Source organism: Microbacterium sp. Bi128, assembly GCF_918698205.1.
In genome coordinates, this window is sequence record NZ_CAKKMM010000624.1 from 1 (window position 1) to 2,842 (window position 2,842).

The 2,842-nt window shown below is 70.5% G+C and carries 2 protein-coding genes and 2 pseudogenes; 3 read left to right on the top strand and 1 reads right to left on the bottom strand.

Features of this window, described 5'->3' with window-relative positions; all coding sequences use genetic code 11:
- A pseudogene (locus tag LQV45_RS23910) lies at positions 1 to 186 on the bottom strand (ABC transporter permease); the annotation flags it as partial.
- A gap of 196 nt (positions 187 to 382) precedes the next feature.
- Here LQV45_RS23910 and LQV45_RS23915 point away from each other — a divergent pair.
- The 3 genes and pseudogenes from LQV45_RS23915 to LQV45_RS23925 all read left to right on the top strand — a co-directional run.
- Positions 383 to 1,810: a sensor histidine kinase gene (locus tag LQV45_RS23915; RefSeq protein ID WP_230009119.1), complete on the top strand. Its 1,428-nt coding sequence runs from the start codon at positions 383 to 385 to the stop codon at positions 1,808 to 1,810.
- The gene (locus LQV45_RS23920) at positions 1,807 to 2,463 is read left to right on the top strand and encodes a response regulator transcription factor (RefSeq protein ID WP_230009120.1); all 657 of its coding nucleotides are present in this window, start codon (positions 1,807 to 1,809) and stop codon (positions 2,461 to 2,463) included. Before LQV45_RS23915 ends, LQV45_RS23920 begins: the two co-directional genes overlap by 4 nt.
- 72 nt (positions 2,464 to 2,535) lie before the next feature.
- A pseudogene (locus LQV45_RS23925) lies at positions 2,536 to 2,842 on the top strand (penicillin-binding protein); the annotation flags it as partial.

The following is a 2,842-nucleotide window of genomic DNA, read 5'->3' on the forward strand; positions in this document are numbered from 1 at the left end:
CCCGGCCGGGGCGCCGAAGACCAGCTGGTCGGCCGGGAGGGCGGCGAGGGCCGACGTCGACTGGTTTCCGAGGCCGGCCGTCAGTCCGGAAAGCATGACGAGCAGGAGGGTAATGAGGGCGACGACCGCACCCATCAGGGCGAACCGTCCCTTGGCAAAGCGGATATCGCGGATGGCGAGATACATGGTGTCCTTCGTGGTGTCGTTTGAGGCGCTTGTGGCGTTGCTTCCAGCCTTCCCTCCGCCGGGCTCCAGGGCATCGGCCGCCCGGTTGGACCGCCGGCACCGGTCGGACGGCCCTGCGATCAACCAAAAGGTTGATTCCGCCGGGGGCGGGCCGTTTTCCGCAGGAGCCCCGCCGCACCGGCACTACGCTGGAAGCATGGAGGGCGACGCCGGCAACACGGTCCACAACGGCACAGGACCCAAGGGCGCTGGGCACGCCGGCGCTGGGCACGGCGACGCTGGGCATGCCGGCGCACCGGCGACGGGCACGGAGCCCACCGGGGCGGCCGTCATTCTGCGCGTCCTTCGCGTGAGCCTGCACGTCGGCTTTGCGGTGCTGCTCCTGGTGGCGCTGCTCCGGCTCCTGGCCGGCGGCATCACGGGCCAGGAGTGGATCACCTTGTTGCTGGCCGTGCTGCTCGCCGCGTTCTACCTCGCGGGCACCGTGCTGGAGAAACGGCACGCCGCCCGCCGGTCCCGGTTCGATCCGCGGCCCTACTCGGCCTGGTGGCTGGGCGGCGTCTGCCTCCTCTGGCTACTGCTGGTCTGGGCCAGTGCCGACTTCGTCTGGCTGGCCTTCCCGCTGTTCTTCCTGCAGTTGCACGTGCTCCGGCGCCGGCTGGCGCTGCCGGCGATCGCACTGAGCACAGTGTTTGTCATTGCGGCGCTCTGGTTCCACAACGGCGGTACCGCGTCTCCCGATCTGGCCAGTGCGGATCCGGCCAGCGTGGGGCTGCAGCTGCCCATGGTGCTCGGGCCCGTTTTCGGCGCAGCCTTCGCTGTGGTCACCGGGCTGGCCTACCGGGCACTGTTCCTGGAAGCGGAAAACCAGCGGCTGGCGGCCGAAGAGCTCCGCCGCACCCGTGCCGAACTCGCCCGGACCCAGCACAATGCCGGCACCCTGGCCGAGCGGACCCGGCTGGCCCGCGAAATCCATGACACCCTCGCCCAGGGCTTGTCCAGCATTGTGCTGATGGGGCGCGCGGCCGAGAAGGCCCTGGACGACGGCGAACCCGCCGTGGCACGGGACAGGCTCCGCATTGTCCGGGACACGGCCGCCGCCAACCTGGCAGAGGCCCGCAACTTCGTCCGGGCCCTGCAGTCCCCCGATCTTGAGGACGGCTCCCTCGTGGCCGGACTTCTCCGGCTGTGCGAAACGACCGAAGCGGAGACCGCGGCGCGGGGTGCCCGGCTGCGTTGCCGCCTCGACGTCGAAGGCGTGCCGTTGGAACTCCCCGGCGCCCACCAGACGGTCCTGCTCCGGGCCGCGCAGGCGAGCCTGGCCAACGTGCGGGCGCATGCGCAGGCGGGCACCGCCGTCGTCACCCTTTCCTTCCTCGGCCCGGACGTGGCCATGGACATCTACGACGACGGCGCCGGATTCGACCCCTTGGCCTTGCCGGCCCGTCCGGACGGGTCCGGCTATGGTCTGACGTCGCTGCGGGACCGCGTGGCCGCCCTCCACGGGCAGCTGGACATCGAGTCTGCCCCGGGTGAGGGAACCGTGGTGGCCATCCGGCTGCCACTGGGCCAAGCACCCGGTTCCAACGCCGCGCCGGCGCCGGCCCGCGGGGACCGGAAATGAACAACATCCGGGTGTTCCTGGTGGACGACCACCCGGTGGTCCGGGCCGGTCTGCGGGCAATGCTGGGTGATCTGGAGGGCATCACAGTGGTGGCCGAGGCCGCCGACGGCGCCGCCGCGCTGGCCGGACTGGCCAGGCTCCACACCCTGGGCGAGCCCGCGGACGTGGTGCTCATGGACCTGCAGATGGGCGCGGGCATGGACGGCGTCACCGCGACCGGCCGGATCAAGGCAGGAGAGGCCGGCGAGCCGGCGCCGCCGGTGCTCATCCTGACCACCTATGACTCCGACGCCGACATCCTGGCCGCCGTCGAGGCCGGCGCCAGCGGCTACATGCTCAAGGATGCCCCGCCCGAGCAGATCCGCCAGGCGGTGCTCTCTGCCGCGGCGGGCGGCACCGCGCTGGCCCCCGAGGTCGCGGCCCGGCTGATGGGCCGGATCAGGAATCCGGAGCCCGCCCTGTCCGCCCGCGAGGTCCAGCTGCTCGGATTGCTGGCCACCGGGATGGGAAACCGGGCGATCGCGAAGCAGCTGTTCATTTCCGAGGCCACGGTCAAGACGCACCTGGTGCACATCTACGGCAAACTCGGCGTGGACAACCGCACCGCCGCGATCGCCGTGGCAGCGCAGCGCAGGATCATCCGGCGGCCCTAGGCGTCCCCGGCGGGCAGGTGACGGTGTTATGTGACAACAGAATTGTCGGTGGCCCGGGGCATAATGGGCGCCATGGGGAACTCATCAAAACTTGCACTGGCCCTTGTGGGCCTTGTTCTTGGCGGCTCGCTGGTCGCCTGCGGCGACGGCCGTGAGGGCGCCGAAAGCGCTGCCAAACAGCTCGCCTCCGCGGTGTCCGCGCTCGACGTCGGATCCGTCGCCTTTGAGGGCAAGGACTCCGGTGCCGCCAACGACCAGCTCAAGGAAATATTCAAGGGGCTTGACCCGGCCCGGCCTGCAGTGGACAGCGGCCAAATGACGCTGGAGTCCGATAAGGCCACGGTCCCGCTCAACTACCGCTGGAAGATCGGCTCCGAAG

Excerpts from the sequence above, each read along its gene's own strand:
- LQV45_RS23915 (WP_230009119.1), top strand. The coding sequence starts at position 383 with ATGGAGGGCGACGCCGGCAACACGGTCCACAACGGCACAGGACCCAAG.
- LQV45_RS23920 (WP_230009120.1), top strand. The coding sequence starts at position 1,807 with ATGAACAACATCCGGGTGTTCCTGGTGGACGACCACCCGGTGGTCCGG.